Source organism: Pandoraea sp. NE5 (assembly GCF_024363545.1).
GTDB lineage: Bacteria > Pseudomonadota > Gammaproteobacteria > Burkholderiales > Burkholderiaceae > Pandoraea > Pandoraea cepalis.
Genome location: NZ_AP025517.1, coordinates 3,682,125 through 3,700,465, shown reverse-complemented (window position 1 = coordinate 3,700,465; position 18,341 = coordinate 3,682,125). Strand labels below are relative to the sequence as shown.

12 protein-coding genes and 1 pseudogene are annotated in these 18,341 nt (G+C 64.0%); 6 read left to right on the top strand and 7 right to left on the bottom strand.

Annotated elements, in window-relative coordinates:
* The 3 genes from lpdA to PanNE5_RS16915 form a co-directional block, all read right to left on the bottom strand.
* A complete protein-coding gene (gene lpdA, locus PanNE5_RS16925; RefSeq protein WP_017231547.1) occupies window positions 1-1,428 on the bottom strand; it encodes a dihydrolipoyl dehydrogenase in 1,428 nt (475 codons plus the stop codon).
* Window positions 1,429-1,525: 97 nt separating this feature from the next.
* Window positions 1,526-2,788: a 2-oxoglutarate dehydrogenase complex dihydrolipoyllysine-residue succinyltransferase gene (gene odhB, locus PanNE5_RS16920; RefSeq protein WP_261938441.1), complete on the bottom strand. Its 1,263-nt coding sequence runs from the start codon at window positions 2,786-2,788 to the stop codon at window positions 1,526-1,528.
* Window positions 2,789-2,878: 90 nt separating this feature from the next.
* Entirely contained in the window at window positions 2,879-5,740 is a 2,862-nt protein-coding gene (locus tag PanNE5_RS16915; RefSeq protein ID WP_085982684.1) for a 2-oxoglutarate dehydrogenase E1 component, read from the bottom strand.
* Window positions 5,741-6,143: 403 nt separating this feature from the next.
* Between PanNE5_RS16915 and PanNE5_RS16910 the strand changes: the two genes are divergently transcribed.
* Window positions 6,144-7,985 carry an assimilatory sulfite reductase (NADPH) flavoprotein subunit gene (locus PanNE5_RS16910; protein ID WP_261938440.1) on the top strand — a complete coding sequence of 614 codons (1,842 nt, stop codon included), beginning with the start codon at window positions 6,144-6,146 and terminating at the stop codon, window positions 7,983-7,985.
* An 89-nt stretch (window positions 7,986-8,074) separates the two neighbouring features.
* On the top strand, window positions 8,075-9,799 hold the full coding sequence (locus PanNE5_RS16905; protein ID WP_261938439.1) for an NADPH-dependent assimilatory sulfite reductase hemoprotein subunit: 1,725 nt from the start codon (window positions 8,075-8,077) through the stop codon (window positions 9,797-9,799).
* Window positions 9,800-9,925: 126 nt separating this feature from the next.
* Here the strand turns inward: PanNE5_RS16905 and PanNE5_RS16900 are convergent, their stop codons facing one another.
* The 3 genes and pseudogenes from PanNE5_RS16900 to PanNE5_RS23080 form a co-directional block, all read right to left on the bottom strand.
* Complete coding sequence (locus PanNE5_RS16900) at window positions 9,926-10,333, bottom strand: hypothetical protein (protein ID WP_017233366.1); 408 nt, start codon at window positions 10,331-10,333, stop codon at window positions 9,926-9,928.
* Between the two features lie 131 nt (window positions 10,334-10,464).
* The gene (locus tag PanNE5_RS23085) at window positions 10,465-11,445 is read right to left on the bottom strand and encodes a methyl-accepting chemotaxis protein (protein ID WP_410007593.1); all 981 of its coding nucleotides are present in this window, start codon (window positions 11,443-11,445) and stop codon (window positions 10,465-10,467) included.
* 156 nt (window positions 11,446-11,601) lie between these two features.
* Window positions 11,602-12,045 (bottom strand): annotated as a pseudogene (locus tag PanNE5_RS23080) (Tar ligand binding domain-containing protein); the annotation flags it as partial.
* Window positions 12,046-12,298: 253 nt separating this feature from the next.
* Between PanNE5_RS23080 and PanNE5_RS16885 the strand changes: the two are divergent.
* From PanNE5_RS16885 to PanNE5_RS16870, 4 genes are all read left to right on the top strand, one after another.
* Entirely contained in the window at window positions 12,299-12,601 is a 303-nt protein-coding gene (locus tag PanNE5_RS16885; protein ID WP_017233364.1) for a hypothetical protein, read from the top strand.
* A gap of 268 nt (window positions 12,602-12,869) precedes the next feature.
* Entirely contained in the window at window positions 12,870-15,377 is a 2,508-nt protein-coding gene (locus tag PanNE5_RS16880) for a penicillin-binding protein 1A (protein WP_083902263.1), read from the top strand.
* Window positions 15,378-15,586: 209 nt separating this feature from the next.
* A complete protein-coding gene (locus PanNE5_RS16875; RefSeq protein ID WP_017233362.1) occupies window positions 15,587-16,300 on the top strand; it encodes an AzlC family ABC transporter permease in 714 nt (237 codons plus the stop codon).
* The gene (locus PanNE5_RS16870; RefSeq protein WP_017233361.1) at window positions 16,297-16,620 is read left to right on the top strand and encodes an AzlD domain-containing protein; all 324 of its coding nucleotides are present in this window, start codon (window positions 16,297-16,299) and stop codon (window positions 16,618-16,620) included. Before PanNE5_RS16875 ends, PanNE5_RS16870 begins: the two co-directional genes overlap by 4 nt.
* A gap of 88 nt (window positions 16,621-16,708) precedes the next feature.
* Here PanNE5_RS16870 and gshA read toward each other — a convergent pair whose 3' ends face one another.
* Window positions 16,709-18,271: a glutamate--cysteine ligase gene (gshA, locus tag PanNE5_RS16865; protein ID WP_051060130.1), complete on the bottom strand. Its 1,563-nt coding sequence runs from the start codon at window positions 18,269-18,271 to the stop codon at window positions 16,709-16,711.
* Window positions 18,272-18,341 lie beyond the last annotated feature (70 nt).

The following is an 18,341-nucleotide window of genomic DNA, read 5'->3' as shown; positions in this document are numbered from 1 at the left end:
TTACTTGTTCAGCGCGCGCTTCTCGACATCGAGGGCGGCTTCACGCATCACTTCCGACAGCGACGGGTGCGGATGACAGATACGGCCGATGTCTTCCGACGCCGCCTTGAACTCCATCGCCACCACGGCTTCGGCAATCAGGTCCGAAGCGTTCAGGCCGATCACGTGCACGCCGAGGATCTCGTCGGTCTTGGCATCGGCCAGCACCTTCACGAAACCGTCCGACGAGCCCATGCCCAGCGCACGGCCGTTGGCCGCGAACGGGAACTGACCCGGCTTGAACTCACGGCCTTCGGCCTTCAATTGCTGCTCGGTCTTGCCGACCCAGGCAATTTCCGGGGACGTGTAGATCACCCACGGAATGCAGTTGTAGTCGATGTGCGGCTTCTGGCCAGCGATGACTTCCGCCACCAGCACGCCTTCGTCTTCGGCCTTGTGCGCGAGCATCGGGCCACGCACCACGTCGCCGATCGCGTACACGTTCGGCAGCTTGGTACGGCAGTGGTCGTCCACCGGAATGAAGCCGCGCTCATCGGTCGCCAAACCAATGTTGCCCAGGCCGAGGTCATCGGTGTTCGGCACGCGGCCGACCGACACGATCAGACGATCGACGTCGAGCGTCTTGGCGTTGCCGTCCTTGTCCGTGTAGCTGATCGTGACGTTGTTCTTGCCGGTCTTGACCTCGCCGACCTTCACGCCGACGTTGATGTCCAGTCCCTGCTTCTTGAACTGCTTGGCCGCTTCCTTCGCAACGCCGGCATCGGCCGCCGCCAGGAATTCCGGCATGGCTTCGAGCACGGTGACTTCGGCACCCAGGCGGCGCCATACCGAACCCAGTTCCAGACCGATCACGCCGGCGCCGATCACGCCCAGCTTTTTCGGCACAGTGTCGAACGAGAGAGCACCTTCGTTATCCGAGATGAGCTTGTTGTCGACCGGCATGCCCGGCAGATGACGCGCCTTCGAACCGGTAGCGATGATGATGTTCTTTGCCGTGACGGACTCGGCCTCGGCACCCTTCACATCGATCTGATAGCCGCCGTCGTTCTTGGCAATGATCGTGCCGTGACCCTTGAGCCACGTGATCTTGTTCTTCTTGAACAGGTATTCGATACCGCCCGTCATCTTGTCGACGATACCCTGCTTGCGCGAGAGCATCTTCTCGATGTCGATCTTGACGTCCGACGTGGTGATACCGTGATCGGCCAGGTGATGACCGATCTTCTCGAACTCTTCCGACGAGGCGAGCAGCGCCTTCGACGGAATGCATCCGACGTTCAGGCAGGTCCCGCCGAGCACCATCTTGCCGGCCGGGTTGGTCCATTTCTCGACGCAAGCGACCGAGAAACCGAGTTGGGCGGCGCGGATGGCGGCAATATAACCACCGGGGCCGGCGCCGATTACGACTACATCAAATTCTTTTGCCATTTTGATTGTGACTCACTGAAGGTAGACGGCAGGGGGAGGCGCGGCGCGCCGGCCATGCGAAGATGGCCGGGCAGCGCCGCGCAATGCGCGCTATCGCTTACAGGTCGAGCAGCAGGCGCGCCGGATCTTCCAGCGCTTCCTTCATGGCGACGAGGCTCAGCACGGCTTCGCGACCGTCGATGATACGGTGGTCGTAGCTCATGGCCAGGTAGTTCATCGGGCGGATGACGATCTCGCCGTTCTCCACGACCGCGCGGTCCTTCGTGGCGTGCACGCCCAGAATGGCCGACTGCGGCGGGTTGATGATCGGGGTCGACAGCATCGAACCGAACACACCGCCGTTCGAGATCGAGAACGTACCGCCGGTCATTTCTTCGATCGACAGCTTGCCGTCGGCCGCCTTCTTGCCGTATTCGGCGATCTTCTTCTCGATGTCGGCCAGGCTCAGCTGGTCGGCATTGCGCAGAATCGGCACCACCAGGCCACGCGGCGAACCGACCGCGATACCGATGTCGAAGTAGCCGTGGTAGACGATGTCGTTACCGTCGATCGAGGCGTTCACGGCCGGGTACTTCTTGAGCGCGTGGACCGCGGCCTTGACGAAGAACGACATGAAGCCCAGCTTCACGCCGTGCTCCTTCTCGAACTTGTCCTTGTACTTGTTGCGCAGATCCATCACCGGCTTCATGTTGACCTCGTTGAACGTGGTCAGAATGGCGTTGGTCTGTTGCGATTGCAGCAGGCGCTCGGCGATACGGGCGCGCAGGCGCGACATCGGCACGCGCTGTTCCGGACGGCCTTCAAGCGACGTGTCGCGGCCCACCGAAGCGGCCACCGACGGCAGCGCGGCGCGCGGGGCCGGTGCCGGGATCGACGATGCGACGGCAGCCGGCTTGGCGCCAGCGGCCAGGGCGTCGCCCTTGGTCACGCGACCGTCTCGGCCCGAGCCGGCCACGTCCGTGGTCGACAGGTTCTTCTCAGCCAGCACCTTGGCAGCGGCCGGGCTGGCGATGCCACCCGATGCGCCACCGGCGGCGGGCGCCGCGCTCGAGGCGGCAGCGGCCGGCGCGGCGGCTTCTGCCGGCTTGGCAGCGACCGGTGCGGCGGCGCCTGCCTTGGCGTCCGTGTCGATCTTCGCGATGATTTGCTCGGACGTCACGGTGTCGCCAGCGGCGGCGGTCACTTCGACGAGCACGCCGGCGGCGGGCGCCGGCACTTCCAGCACGACCTTGTCGGTTTCGACTTCGATCACGGTTTCATCTTGGGCGATGGCTTCGCCGACTTTCTTCTTCCAGTCGAGCAGCGTGCCTTCAGAAACCGACTCGGAGAATTGGGGGACTTTGATTTCAACAATGGCCATTTCTGGATCCTGGATTCGATAAACGTTCAATTCGGAAATACGGCAGCGGCCGTCCCCAGGGGGAGGACGACCGCTGTAAGACCTAACCGGTTACTGCACCACGGTCGCGCCCTTGAGGCGACCGAAAGCCGTATCGAGCAGCTGCTTGAGCTGTTCGTAGTGCTTGGCGTAGTAGCCCGCGGCAGGCGAGGCCGAAGCCGCGCGACCCGCGTAAGCCAGCTTCTGACCGGCGCTCATGCTTTCGATCAGGTGGTGTTCGATATAGAACCACGGACCTTGATTTTGCGGCTCGTCCTGGGCCCACACCACTTCGGTAAGGTTTTCGTATTTCTTCAGTTCGTTCTCGAACGCCTTGTGCGGGAACGGGTAGAGCTGTTCCACACGCACGATCGCAACGTCGGTCGACTTGTCTTCACGACGGCGGGCGATCAGGTCGTAGTACAGGCGGCCCGAGCAGGCGACGACGCGCTTGACCTTCTTGGCGTCGATCGAAGCATCGGTTTCGCCGATCACCGTCTGGAAGCCGCCCTTGGCGAGTTCCGACAGGTCGCTCACGGCTTCCTTGTGGCGCAGCAGCGACTTCGGCGTGAACACGATCAGCGGCTTGCGCAGCTGGCGGATCATCTGACGACGCAGCAGGTGGAAGATCTGTGCCGGCGTGGTCGGCTGGACCACTTGCATGTTCGTGTCGGCGCACAGTTGCAGGTAGCGTTCGATACGCGCCGACGAGTGCTCCGGACCCTGGCCTTCGTAGCCATGCGGCAGCAGCATCGTCAGGCCCGACACGCGGCCCCACTTCACTTCGCCGCTCGAGATGAACTGGTCGATCACGACCTGCGCACCGTTGGCGAAGTCGCCGAACTGGCCTTCCCACAGCACCATCGTGTTCGGCTCGGCCGTCGAGTAACCGTACTCAAAGCCCAGCACGGCTTCTTCGGAGAGCACCGAGTCGATCACCGTGAAGGTGGCCTGACCGTCGGCCACGTGTTGCAGCGGCACGTAGGTGCCGTCGTTCCAACGCTCGCGGTTCTGGTCATGCAGCACCGAGTGGCGGTGCGTGAACGTGCCGCGGCCCGAATCCTGACCGGTCAGGCGCACAGCGAAGCCCGACGAGACCAGCGAGGCGAAGGCCAGATGCTCGCCCATGCCCCAGTCGAGCGGCTGCTCGCCCGCGCCCATCTTGCGACGGTCGTTGATGACCTTCTCGACGAGCGGGTGAACCTTGAAGTTCGCCGGGATCGTGGTGATGCGCTCGGCCAGACGCTTGAGTTCGTTCAGCGGCACGGCCGTATCGCCGGCATCGGTCCACTTCTTGTTCAGGAACGGCACCCAGTCGACCGCGTACTTGCTCTTGTAGTTCGAGAGCACCGGGTCGACGGTGTGGTGGCCGTCGTCCATGGCCTTGCGGTAGGCCGCGACGAAGGCATTGCCCTCTTCGGCCGTAATCACGCCTTGCGTGACCAGCTTCTCGACGTACAGCGCGCGCGTGCCCGGGTGTTGGGCAATCTTCTTGTACATCAGCGGCTGCGTGACCGCCGGCGTGTCCTGCTCGTTGTGGCCCAGCTTGCGGTAGCAAACGATGTCCACGACGGCGTCTTTCTTGAACTCCTGACGGAAGTCCAGGGCCAGTTGCATGGCCAGCACGACCGCTTCCGGATCGTCGCCGTTCACGTGCAGCACCGGCGCTTCGATCATCTTGACCACGTCCGAACAGTACGTCGTCGAACGGGCGTCACGCGGATCCGACGTGGTGAAGCCGATCTGGTTGTTGATGACGATGTGCACCGTGCCGTGCGTGCCGTAACCGCGCGTCTGCGCGAGGTTCAGCGTTTCCATCACAACGCCCTGCCCCGCGAATGCGGCGTCGCCGTGAACTTGCACCGGCAGCACGCTGGCCGCGTCGGCTTCGCCACGACGGTCCATACGTGCCTTGGCCGAGCCTTCGACCACCGGGTTCACGATTTCCAGGTGCGACGGGTTGAACGCCAGCGACAGGTGAACCGGGCCACCGCCCGTCGAAACGTCGCTCGAGAAGCCCTTGTGGTACTTCACGTCACCGGCCGGCAGATCGTCGACGTGCTTGCCTTCGAATTCGGCGAACAGGTCCGCCGGCATTTTGCCCAGGGTGTTGACCAGCACGTTCAGACGGCCGCGGTGGGCCATGCCGATCACGATTTCCTGCACGCCCTTGGCACCGGCGTGGTGGACGAGTTCGTCCATCGCCACGATGAACGATTCGCCGCCTTCGAGCGAGAAGCGCTTCTGGCCGACGAACTTGGTGTGCAGGTAACGCTCGAGGCCTTCAGCGGCGGTCAGGCGTTCGAGGATGTGCTTCTTCTTTTCAGCGGTGAAGTTGGGCGTGGCACGCACCTTCTCCAGACGCTCTTGCCACCAGCGCTTTTGCACCGGGTCGCTGATGTACATGTACTCGGCGCCGATCGAGCCGCAGTACGTGTCGCGCAGCGACTTGAGCAGGTCGCGCAGGCTGGCCTGTTCGAAACCGAAGTACGTGTTCTCGGCCGAGTACACGCTGTCCATATCCGCTTCGGTCAGGTCGTAGAACGCGGGTTCCAGTTCCGGAATGGCCGGACGTTCCTGACGCTTGAGCGGGTCCAGATTGGCCCAGCGGGCGCCCAGGAAGCGGTAGGCGGCGACGAGCGACTGCACGTGCACCTGCTTGCGGGCCACGGCCAGGTCGGAGGCGCCAGCGCGCGGCACGAAGGCATTGGCCTTGGCGCGCTGGGCGAACGACTCCACGATCGGGGCGTGAGCCACGTCGTTGGCGTTGGAACCATCAACAGCGGGAACGTTTTGCAGCGCGTCGAAATACTGGCGCCAGTTGTCCGGCACGGAAGCCGGATTGTCTAGATACGATTCGTACAGTTCTTCAACGTAGGGGGCATTGCCGCCGAAGAGGTACGAGTTCGTTTGGAATTGTTCCATCAAACTCATTTTGCGCTCACCTTTTCTACGAGTGTCTCGAGAAATAGCGGGTTACGAAACCTTCCGCGACACGGCCTGACCGATTAGCGGATTGCGAGAATCAAGTGGTGCTTGGAAGGACCTGATAAATCACGGCGAGGAGCATAGCACGTTTTCCCAGCGCCCACCGACCCGGAAAGCCGTCGCACGGGGACTTGCGACGTAACCGCCGCATGCGTCGCAGGTTCGCGCTGCGCCAGCCCGCCTGCGCCTTATGCCCATATGTGAATTAGATATATAAAAATTAAATTTTATTATTTTAATTTCTAAGAGCCAGCCGATATCGTGGTGAGTATCCCCTTGCCGGTCTGTCTGGGGGCGCCCGACGGGTAGGCCCCGCCACGGCGTCCGTCCAGGTCCGGCCCCTGGAGTCATGAACGACATGCAAGAGACGACACCGCTTTCCGCTCAGCAAGCCCAGATGCTCAGCCAACTGGTCGAGGACCTTTCCGGCGAGCAGCTCGCCTGGGTGCGAGGATTTCTCGCGGGCATCAATCACTCCGTGCGACACGCCGGTGCGCCGGCGCCGGTCGCGGCAACGGCCGGGCCTGCCGCCCCGTCGGTGACGATTCTGTATGGCTCGCAGACCGGGCACGCCCAGGAAGTCGCCGAGCACGCCAAGGCGCGCGCCGTCGCCGCAGGCTTCAAGGTCGATCTGTTCGCGATGGGAGATTACAAGGCCTCGCGCCTGAAGAACGACAAGTTGCTGCTCGTTGCCGTGTCGACACAAGGCGAAGGCGAGCCGCCCGACGATGCGCGCGACTTCTACGAATTCCTGCACGGCGCGAAGGCGCCCCAACTCGAAGGCACCCGCTTCGCGGTCCTCGGCCTGGGCGATTCGAGCTATGAGAAGTTCTGCCAGGCCGGCAAGGACTTCGACGCACGGCTGGCCGCGCTGGGTGCGCAACGGCTCGTGCCCCGCGTCGACAGCGACGTCGACTACGACGCGCCGGCCGAGCGCTGGGTCGAAGAGGCCGTCGAAGCGCTGTCGCGGGTGGCGGCCCCGGCCGCCGCGGGCAAGAGCGCCGGCGTGACGGAAGGTTTCAGCCTCGCCGCGCTTGCGAGCAGCATCGCACCGGCCGCAGCATCGAGCCAATACAGCCGCAAGCATCCATTCGATGCAGCCGTGATCGAGAACGTCAGGCTCTCCGGACGCGGCTCCTCCAAGGAAGTCCATCACGTCGAACTCTCGCTGGAAGGCTCGGGCCTCACGTACGAGCCGGGCGACGCGCTGGGCGTGGTCGCGCAGAACGACGCGGCGCTCGTCGACACGCTGATCGACACGTTAGCGCTCGACCCGCAGGCCACCACGACGACGCAGGACCGCACACTGTCGCTGCGCGACGCCTTCCTGCGGGCCTACGACATCACAACGCTCTCGCGCGCGTTCCTCGAAAAATACGCGGCGCTGGCGGAATCCAGCGAACTGAAGGCCCTGCTTGGCGCGGGCAACGAAACGGCACTGCGCGACTATCTCCATGGCCGCGACGTGATCGACGTCGTGCGCCAGTTCCCGGCCCGCAAGGTGAAGGCGGCCGAGTTCGTCGGCACGCTGCGCACGCTTCAGCCGCGTCTGTACTCGATTGCGTCGAGTCTGGCCGCCAATCCGGGCGCGGTGCACATCACCGTGGGCGCCGTTCGCTACGACAGCCACGGCCGCGCGCGTCGCGGCGTGGCGTCGACTTACCTTGCCGACATCGCCCGCGAAGGACAGACGGTGCCGATCTATATCGAGGCGAACCGTAACTTCAAGCTGCCGCAGGATAGCCACGCACCGGTCATCATGATCGGTCCCGGGACCGGCATTGCCCCATTCCGGGCGTTCGTCGAGGAACGTCAGGCGCTCGACGCCCCCGGCAAGAACTGGCTCTTCTTCGGCGACCGGAACTTCCGCACCGACTTCCTTTATCAGCGAGAATGGCAACGCTATGTGAAGGACGGCGCGCTCACCAAAATCGACCTCGCGTTCTCGCGCGACACGCAAGACAAGGTCTACGTACAGCACCGCATGCGTGAACAAGGCAAGGAACTGTATGCCTGGTTGCAGGAAGGTGCGCACCTGTACGTATGTGGCGATGCCGACGCAATGGCGCGCGACGTGAACACCGCGCTCATCGACATCGTGACGCAACACGGGGGGCTGACGCCGGACGCCGCCGCCGAGTATGTGAAGACGTTGCAGCGCGAAAAGCGTTATCAGCGCGATGTGTACTGATCGCGGATGCCGCGGATTCCGACCGCGTTTCGCCGTCTACCCCGACAAAACCCGCGCGGCATCCCGCGCTGACCGATAGAGCCGAGCCCATGACGCAACCCACGCAAGCCGGCGACGCCTCGACGGCGCCGCGCTCCGAAGTCGAGAAGATCAAGGACGCCAGCAACTACCTGCGCGGCACCATCGCCGAAGGTCTGGCCGACCCGCTCACCGGCGCGATCTTCGAGAAGGACGCCCAATTGCTGAAGTTTCACGGCTCCTACATGCAGGATGACCGTGACCTGCGCAGCGAACGGCAGAAGCAGAAACTCGAACCGGCCTACCAGTTCATGATCCGGCTGCGCATGCCGGGCGGCGTGTGCACGCCCGCGCAATGGCTCAAGCTCGACGATCTCGCCCAGAAGTACGGCGGCAACACGATTCGCCTGACCACGCGGCAGACGGTGCAGTATCACAACGTGCTCAAGCACCAGTTGCGCCCCCTCATCAAGGGCATCGATGAAGTTGCGATGACGAGCATCGCCGCGTGCGGCGACGTCAATCGCAACACGCTCGTCTCGAACAATCCGCACCATTCGCCCGCCCATGCCGAGGCGCTCGACTGGTGCCTGAAGATCGATCGGCACCTGTTGCCGCAGACCACGGCGTATCGCGAGATCTGGCTGGGCGACAAGCGTCTGGGCGCGGGCAAGGAGGATCACGAGCCGATCTACGGCAAGCACTATCTGCCACGCAAGTTCAAGATCGCCATCGCGATACCGCCGAACAACGACGTCGATCTCTACGCCAACGACCTGGGCTTTATCGCCATCGTGGGCGACGACGGCAAGCTCGAAGGCTTCAACGTGACGGTCGGTGGCGGCATGGGCATGACGCACGGCGACGCCGCAACGTACCCGCGCACGGCGACCGTCATCGGCTATACGCCGGCCGATCGCATCGTCGACGTCGCCGAGAAGGTGCTACTCGTGCAACGCGACTTCGGCGACCGCGGCAATCGCAAGCATGCGCGTCTGAAATACACCCTCGACGACCGTGGCGTGGCGTGGTTCAAGGAAACCCTCAACCGATATCTCGGTTGGGATCTGGCGCCCGAGCGGGCGTTTGCGTTCACGACCAACGGCGATCAGTATGGCTGGCTCAAGGGCGCGGACGATCTTTGGCATCTCACGCTCTTCATCCAGAACGGTCGCGTGAAGGATTGGGACGACTACCGCCTGATGACCGGGCTGCGCGAAATCGCGAAGGTGCATCAGGGCGATTACCGCATCACCGGCAACCAGAACCTGATCATTGGACGCGTGAGCGACGCCGCCAAGCCGCAGATCGACGCCCTCGTGAAGGAATACGGCCTGCTCGACGGCAAGCATCAAAGTGCGCTGCGCATCCACTCGATGGCCTGCGTCGGCTTCCCGACGTGTGGTCTCGCGCTGGCCGAGAGCGAGCGCGCCCTGCCCGGCCTGGTCACGCGACTCGAGAAGGTGCTCGACGATGCGGGGCTTGCAGGCGAACCGATCACCATTCGCACGACCGGCTGCCCGAACGGCTGCGCCCGTCCCTACATCGCCGAGATCGGCCTGGTTGGCAAATCGGCCGGCAAGTACAACCTGTACCTCGGCGCGGGTTTCCACGGGCAGCGTTTGAACAAGCTGTACAAGGAATCGCTCAACGAAGATCAGATCGTGGCCGAACTCACGCCGCTCTTCGCGCAATACGCGAAGATGCGCGATGCCGGTGAGAAATTCGGTGATTTCCTCGTGCGTCGGGGTGTGGTCAAGGCAGTCGTCGAAGCGCGCGAGGATTTCCACGGCTGAGCGCCGTCATCGCGGCCCCGTTGCAGGCACTCGCCGGCCTCGTCGCCGGCACCAACGAAAACGCCACGGTCTCCCGTGGCGTTTTTCATGATCGCGCTTGAGCGATCCTCGTCAGGCGGCCGAACGTCAGTCGTTGCTGCCCGAATACGGCACCATGCAGCGCCTGACCGTCTTTTCGTAGTCGCGCGGCAGGTGGCTGCCGGGAACTTCGAAGTATTGCAAACGCGCACCGAAGCCGCCTTGCATGACGTCGACGTACGGGTTGTAGACGGCTTTGCCGTCGGCGCCCTGACCGCGATAGACACGCACACGGTCGGCCCCCTGACGGGCGTACGACGTCGATTCGACGTTCGGCGACAACTCGCTCCAGCCGTGATAAATGCAGTTGAGCACCATGAAGCGATCGGCTCCCGTCCCCTGATCGAGCAGTCGTCCTGCGGCCGGATCGGGCACGCTCATCTGGTTGACCGGGCCACACCCTGCCACTCCCCCGGCCAGCACGGCCACCGCTGCCATCAGCGCCACTCGCTTCATACTTCGCCACCCTCAACTGAGCAAAAGATGGGCAATGTTACCCGGTTCGGCCCACGGCCGCCACGAACACACCCATTCCATGCCCACGCCACGCCCCCATCGAGCTAACGGGCGGTGACCGGCCACACCGCTCAGGCCGCCAGGGAAAGGGGCGATGTTTCCACGGCATGCAAGGCCGGACGTCTTGCCGCGCCGCTCGCCTGACTTTCGTCGCCCAATCGGAATCGCGCCATTTCCTCGCGAAGCGTATGTGTCTGATCTTCCAGCGACGCGGCCGCCGCCGCCGCTTGCTCCACCAGCGCGGCATTCTGCTGCGTGACGGCATCCATTTGCGTGACCGCCCGATTCACCTGCTCGATGCCGCTGCTCTGCTCGTCGGACGCCGCCGAGATCTCCCCCATGATGTCCGTCACGCGCTGCACGGCTTGCAGGATGTCGTTCATCGTGCGCCCCGCTTCGGCCACCAGCGTCGAGCCGTCGGCCACCTTCTGCGCCGACGTTTCGATGAGTGCCTTGATCTCGCGCGCGGCCGTGGCACTGCGCTGTGCCAGCGTGCGCACCTCGCCCGCCACCACGGCGAACCCGCGGCCCTGCTCGCCGGCACGGGCCGCTTCCACGGCAGCGTTGAGCGCGAGGATGTTGGTCTGGAATGCAATCCCGTCGATCACGCCGATGATGTCCACCACTTGCGACGAACTGGTCGAGATGCCCTGCATCGTGTCGACCACCCGCGCCACCACCTGGCCGCCGCGCGATGCGATATCCGACGCATTGACCGCCAGTTGGCTCGCCTGACGTGCGTTGTCGGCGTTCTGCTTGACCGTGGCCGTCAGTTGCTCCATCGACGAGGCCGTCTCCTCCAGCGAGGCGGCCTGCTCTTCGGTGCGCGCCGACAGGTCGGTATTGCCCGCCGAGATTTCGGCCGTGGCGGTCGCCATCGCATCGCAACTGCGGCGCACGCCGCGAATCGTGTCCGCGAGACGCGACTGCATCGCCTCGAGACCGCGCATGAGCATCGACATTTCGTCCTTGCCGCGCGCGTGCACCGGATTGTCGAGTTGTCCTGCCGATATGTGCTCGAAATGTGCCAGTGCTTCGCCAAGCGGCCGCATGATCGCGCCGCGCAGCGAGAAGTAGCAGGCGATGGCCATGAGCACGCCCAGCGCCGTTGCGCCGATGCTCAGCCAGCGGAATGCCGCCAGCTCCGCCATCGACGCTTCGTACGTGTCGTGCCCGAGCTTCAGCTTGTACGCGGCCAGCGCGTCACTGGCCTTCGTAAGCTCGGCGTAACGCTTGGGCAGCACGTTCATCGTGATCTCGTCCATGGCCGTACGATCGCGCGCGTCGATGGCGGTGAGCATCGGATTCATGCCCTGCTCGAAGAAGGTGGCGCGCCGGGCGGCGACCTCGTCGGCCATCCGCTGTTCCTCGGGGCCGCGCGGCAACGCCTGATAGGCGGCCCATGCCGCATTCGCGTCCTTGATCATGCCGCGTGCACGTGTGGCAATCTTGTCCCCATCCGGCGATTCCGGATGCAGCACCACGCGATCGAGAATGGCGCGGGTGCGCGCCAGCGTGGCGTTGTCTTTGCCGAGCGCCACCGTGGCGGCGAGGTGATTGGCGTACGTCTCGCGAAGCGCGTTGCCCGTGCGCGTCATGCCCGCAATGCCGAGCGCGCCCAACAGAATCAGTAACGCCGCCAACAGCGCCATCGTCATCCCGAGGCGCGCCTTGATGGAAAAGCTACGCAACATACTGTCGTCTCCGTCTTGTGTCGTGGGTTCGGGTCCCTGTACGGCCTCTGTCGGGCCGGTATTATTTATGTCATCGGCGTGGCGAGACCCCGACTTTAGCGTCCCGCGGGTATACGAGCCTCTTTCCGAGTCTTTCGCACCAAGCCGATGGCGTGGGAACCGGGCATGATCTTATGACATTTTTTATATATCCATCTGATATATTCGAATTATGATCGAGGGACTCGAAAAGCTGTTGGCGGCCGGCAAAGACAACGCGCTGTTGCGTTTCGGGCTCGGCAAGGCCTATCTGGATGCGCAGAACTTCCCGGTCGCGGCCGATCACCTGACCCGTTGCGTGGCGTTCGATCCGGCCTACACGGCCGCGTGGAAGCTGTTGGGGAAAGCGCGACACGGCGCGGGCGATCGCGAGGGTGCCCGCGACGCGTGGACGCGTGGGATTGCCGCCGCACAGGCGCACGGGGACCGTCAGGCGGAAAAGGAAATGACGGTCTTTCTCAAACGCTTGGGTTGACGTTGTATCGCCCGCCCGATGTCACACATCGGGCGAGTCCCCGGTTAGCGTGGTATGGTGCGGCCTGGCGGGTGAGCGGTGCGCTGGGTGCGCCGACCCCGCACAGGATCGCCGAAGCGCACCGTGATTGTCGTTGGCGAGTGGGTGATCGCCCGAAACGCGCGTGTTCGCGCCGGGCGTGGCATACTGCTCCGATTTCGCCGCGCGGCGGGGATCCACGCAGCGCTAGGCCGGCCGGCCTGTTCCCATCCTGCAATTTTCGTTGGGTATGTCCTTGAAGCATTGTTTGCCGCCTCGTGCGCCGTCTCATTCGGCGCCTCCCAAGTCCCCCGTCGTCACGCCCCAGGCGCCGTCTGCACACGCCGCCTCGCAGCTCGCCCCAGGTCGTCAACGCGGTTTCGGCACGCTCGCCGTCATCTTTACCACTTTGGTAGGCTTGGCGCTCGTGGGCGCGCTGCTCGTTGGCTATGCGTTGATCGTCATGCGCCCGAACCTGCCGCCGCTGGACGTCATCACCGATTACCGGCCGAAGGTACCGCTGCGGGTCTATACGTCCGATAACGTGCTGATCGGCGAATTCGGCGAAGAGCGCCGCAGCCTGGTCACCATCGATCAGATTCCGGACGTCATGAAGAAGGCCGTGCTCGCGATCGAGGACTATCGGTTCTACGATCACGGCGGCGTCGACTTCATCGGTATTCTGCGTGCCGGTGTTTCAGACGTACTGCACGGCGGAGCCGCGCAGGGCGCCAGTACGATCACGATGCAGGTCGCGCGCAACTTCTTCCTCTCGCGCGAGAAGACGGCCACGCGCAAGATCTACGAAATGCTGCTGGCGTACAAGATCGAGTCGGCGTTGTCGAAGGACAAGATTCTCGAGCTGTACATGAACCAGATCTATCTGGGTCAACGCGCCTACGGCTTCGCAAGCGCTGCACGCATTTATTTCGGCAAGGATCTGAAGGACATCACGCTCGGCGAGGCGGCCATGCTGGCTGGCCTGCCCAAGGCGCCTTCGGCCTACAACCCGATCGTCAATCCGAAACGCGCGAAGATTCGTCAAGAATACATTCTCAAGCGCATGCTCGATCTGGGCTACATTTCGCGCAGTCAGTACGAAGATGCCCTGCACGAGTCGATCCGCACGCGCACGTCCGGCAACGAGTACAACGTGCATGCCGAGTACGTCGCCGAAATGGTGCGTCAGGCCGTGTACGACGAATACAAGGAAGACACCTACACCCGCGGCCTGACCGTCATCACGACGCTCGACTCGAAGAAACAGCAGGCCGCGTACGAAGCCGTGCGCATGGGCGTGCTCGACTACGAGCGCCGTCATGCGTATCGGGGCCCCGAGGGCTTCGTGGAACTGCCCGCCGCGATGCCCGATCGTCAGCAGGCGATCGAAGACACGCTGCTCGAACATCCCGACAACGGCGATCTGGTCGCCGCCGTGGTGGTGGCCGCCAGCACGTCTCAGGTCACGGCCGTGCCGCTCTCGGGCGACACCGTGGTCGTCAACGGCGACGGCATTGGCTTTGCCGCGTCGGCACTCTCGGCGAAGGCCAGCGAAAAGATCCGCATCCGTCCGGGCGCGATCATCCGTGTAATGAAAGATGCACGCGGCAAGTGGCGCATCACGCAGTTGCCGGAAGTGCAAGGCTCGCTCGTCTCGCTCTCGCCGGACGACGGCGCCATCCGCGCGCTGGTCGGCGGCTTCGACTTCAATCAGAGCAAGTTCAACCGGGCAACGCAGGCATGGCGTCAGCCGGGCTCGACGTTCAAGCCGGTGGTGTACTCGGCAGCCATCGAGAAAGGCGTGAGCCCGGCGACGATGGTGATGGACGGCCCGCTCAACCTGCCGCCCGCGCAGACCGGCGGGCAGGCGTGGGATCCGCATGACGACGACGCTTTCAGCGGCCCGATGACGGTGCGCGAAGGGCTGCAACGCTCGAAGAACCTTGTGGCGATTCGTCTGCTGCAGTTTGCCGGCACGCAGTACACCCAGGATTACGCCACGCGCTTCGGCTTCGACGCCGACAAGGTGCCGCCGTATCTGCCGATGGCGCTGGGCGCCGGGCAGACCACACCGCTGCAACTGGCCGGCGCCTACGCGGTGTTCGCGAACGGCGGGTATCGCGTCGCCCCGTACCTGATCAGCGAGATTCGCGACGCGCGCGGCAACTTGCTCAACAAGGCCACGCCGGTGGTCGCCGGGGTAAACGCCGCCCGCGCGATTTCCGCGCCGAACGCGTACATCATGAACAGCCTGCTGCAATCGGTGGCGCAACGCGGCACCGGCGCGGGCACGAACGTGCTCAAGCGCACCGACCTGGCTGGCAAGACCGGCACGACCAACGATGCCCTCGACGGCTGGTTCGCCGGTTACCAGCATTCGCTCGTTGCCGTGGCATGGCTCGGCTTTGACCAACCCAAGACGCTCGGTAGCCGTGAGTTCGGCGCGCAATTGGCGTTGCCGGTATGGACCAAGTACATGGGCGTGGCGCTCAACGGCGTGCCTGAGCAACAAATGGCGATGCCCGAAGGGGTCAGCGTCGTGAACGGCGAGCTTTATGAGTCCAGCAAAATGCCGGGCAACGGGTTTGTCGCGAGCATCGGGATCGACGACAGCAGCAGCGGATTCTCGTTGCCGTTCTTCGGGAGCAATTCGCCCTCGCCTGCCGCCCCGCCGCCCGCCGAGGGTCAGCCCCCGTCGCCGGGCGGTGTCGACGCTCGCGAGAAAGCGCGCATTCTCGACATGTTCAAGCACCCGTGACGCTTGGCCCACGTCAGCCCGCGCAAGCGGCTGACGTGGGCCCGCATCGCCACAATGCGCGGCCACCCAACGGGTGGCCGCTTTTCACTGTCGAGCCGCCTTCACGCCCAAAGCGCAAGAACGTACAAGCGTGCGGCCCGATATAGCGGCTATGCTCACGCCTTCGCCTGTTCCCGTCTTCAACTCTTTACCTTCAGGAAAGCGCCTCCATGCTGGCTCCGACCCGTGCGGCTAGTTTTGCCGCAGGTGCCCGTGACACCCTGCCGATGATCGTCGGCGCGGCCCCGTTCGGCCTGATCTTCGGTGCCCTGGTGGCGACCACACCGCTGGCGACGTGGCACGGCCAGCTCATGTCGCTCACCGTTTTCGCCGGATCCAGTCAGTTCATCGCCGCCGGCCTTTTCGCGACGGGCGTGGGCTATCTCGTGCTGTGGGCAACGACGTTGATCGTGAATCTGCGACACATGCTGTATGCGGCCAACCTGCTGCCGCATGTGGGGCATCTGAACTTGCGGTGGCGTGCCCTGCTGGGATTCCTGCTGACGGACGAGACGTTCGCGGTGACAAGTAGCCATTTCCATCGCCACCCCGACGATCCGATGGGCCACTGGTACTTCCTGGGCTCAGGTCTGTCGATGTACATGAATTGGCAAGTGTGGACGCTTGCCGGGTTGCTGTTCGGCGCCGCGTTTCCGCGTCTGCAAACGCTGGGCCTCGACTTCGCGATGGTCGCTACGTTCATCGCGATCATCGTGCCGCAGATGGCCCGCATGCCGTGGGCCATCGCGACAATTGTCGCCGGGGTGGCCGCGTTCCTGTGTCATGGCTTGCCTTACAAGCTCGGCTTGCTGGTGGCCGTGGCACTCGGCATTGCGTCGGGCATGCTGGCGCTGCACGCGAAGCGTCGCGGGGGTGCGCAATGAATTATGTCGTGGCGATTGGCGGCATGGCCGCCGTCACGTTTGCCGTCAAGGCCGGGATCTTCCTGCTGGGCGACCGCGTGCGGTTTCCCGAGTGGCTGCGCGAGGCGTTGTCGTTCGTCCCTGTGACGGTACTCACGGCAATCATTGTGCCGATGACGCTGGCGCCGCATGGCAACGGTCTCGAGCTGACGTGGCGTAATCCGCAACTCGTCGCGGCCCTCGTGGCCATCGCCGTCTGCGCCGCGACGCGTCACCAGTTGCTCACCATCGGCGTCGGGCTGGCCGTCTTTTTTACGTGGCAGCTCGGGGTATTGGGCTGACAGGCACCGCTCGCGTCATTCGCGTCATCCATGAAAAAAGCGCCTCGCATGAGGCGCTTTTTCGTGTACCTGCGCTGCGGACTGTCCGTCAGGCGGTGGCAGCCCCTAGCGTGCCTGCCAGGTAATCGGCGACGAATGCATCGAAGTCGCCGACCTGCGTGCGCTCCAGTTCGGCTTGGGCGTCGAGCGACTTCCGGGCCAGTGTTTCGAAGTGCTCGACAACGCGCGCATCGAGCGGCATGTCGCGCAGCGTCTGCGCATGACGCTGGCTCTGCGCGAGCGCGAACGCCTGGAACGCACCCCCCGTCGTGCCGCGCAGTGGTTCGAGCGCGATCATCACACGGGCGGACGGCGTAAGCGACACGTCCTGCACCTTGGCACGTTGCAGCGCCATCGTATGCGCGTAATGCGCTCCGCCACGCTGCAGGTCGAATGCGGCCGCCGTCCGGTCGATGCGATCGAGCAATGTCTCGGCCCAATCGAACAGCGTGATCGCTTCGCCACCGCGATGCAGCACGAGCCCCGGTTTCCGGCCTTCCTTGACCACGTGAGCGAAGTTATCGCGATTCTCGCGGTTCTCGGCGTCCGAACACGACGGGCTGTCTTCCAGCGCGCAGAACAGCAGGAAGGCGTCGATGAAGCGCGCCGTGTCGACGTCGATACCGACCGGCTGGAAGGGATCGATGTCGATACAGCGGACTTCCACGTATTGGACCCCGCGACGCGCGAGCGCCTGCACCGGGCGCTCGCCGCTATACGTCACCCGCTTCGGGCGAATCGTGGCGTAGAACTCGTTCTCGATTTGCAGGAGATTGGTCGAGAGCTGAATCCATTCGCCATCGCGCTGCGTGCCGAGCGCCTCGTAGGCGGGATGCGGCTGGCTGACGGCTTGCGTAAGCGCGTCGATATAGCTGGGCAGGCAGTCGTAACAGGGCGAGACTTCGGACTGCGCGCTGTTCTGGTAGCCCAGATCGCTCATGCGCAAGCTGGTCGCATAGGGCAGCCCGAGCGTGCCTTCGTCGAAGGCATCGAGGCCGTGCTCGCGTCCGCGCAGGAATTCGGCGTGCAGCACCGGCGACGCACCGAACAGGTACATCAGCAGCCAGCTGTAGCGACGAAAATTGCGGATGAGCGCGACATAGCGCGCCGACTGATAATCGCGTGCGGACTGCGTTGCGCCCTCGTGCTCGCGCAACAATGTCCACAACGGTTCGGCCAGCGAAAAATTGTAGTGAATGCCTGCGATGCACTGCATCGGCTTGCCATAGCGCAGCGCGAGGCCGCGGCGATAGACATGCTTGAGCTTGCCGATGTGCGACGTGCCGTAGTCGGCGATCGGAATCACTGCTTCCGGCGGCAGCGCGGGCGGCATCGAATCGCTCCATAGCAATTCCGTGCCGAGCTTGCGGTAGGCGAACTGATGAATTTCGTCCAGGCGGGCGATGACATCGGCCGCATCGCGCTGCGGCGGCGTGATGAACTCGAGCAGCGATTCCGAATAGTCGGTGGTGATCTCTTCGTTGGTCAGTGCCGAGCCAAGCGCGCGCGGATGCGGCGTCAGCGCGAGCGCGCCGTTGTCTTCGACGCGCAGGGTTTCCCGTTCGATGCCCGACAGACCTTCGCCGAGCAGCGCGAGGTGATCGGGCTGCATGATGAGCGCCAGACGCCGGTCAAGCGGCGCGTGAGCGGCATGCGGCCCGGTGTGTGCAGTGTGTTCGTGT